The organism is Halomonas sp. ATBC28 (assembly GCF_005937175.1).
In the GTDB taxonomy this organism is placed as follows: domain Bacteria; phylum Pseudomonadota; class Gammaproteobacteria; order Pseudomonadales; family Halomonadaceae; genus Vreelandella; species Vreelandella titanicae.
Map to the genome: position 1 here is coordinate 1 of NZ_VCQL01000225.1, position 380 is coordinate 380.

At 72.4% G+C, this 380-nt stretch carries 1 protein-coding gene; it reads left to right on the forward strand.

The features are described 5' to 3' along the window. Window positions 1–302, forward strand: a 302-nt coding sequence (locus E0L35_RS26185) for a flavin reductase family protein (protein ID WP_138801783.1), incomplete at its 5' end; no start/stop codon positions are given. Window positions 303–380: the final 78 nt, after the last annotated feature.

The following is a 380-nucleotide window of genomic DNA, read 5'->3' on the forward strand; positions in this document are numbered from 1 at the left end:
ATGCGCTGGCCGCCGGTTCGCACTACGCGATCAACGTGCTGGCCGCCGACCAGCAGGCGCTGGCCGAACGCTTCGCCAGCCGCGGGGTGGACCGGTTCGCGGGCGTGAAGTACGCGCTCGGGGTGGCGGGCGCGCCGCTGATCGAGGGCGCGGTGGCCACCTTCGAATGCTTCAACCGCAGCCGCTACGACGAAGGCGACCACGTGATCTTCGTGGGAGAGGTGGAGCGCTGTGCGCACCGCCCCGGCGTGCCGCCGCTGCTCTACCACGGCGGGCGCTTCTATACCGAGCACCCGCTCTGAGCCGCTCCGGCGCCCTCCCTCCGGGGAAGACGGCGCCGGCAGGCGGCGTTCAGCGCACCGTGTCGGGCAGCTCGATCT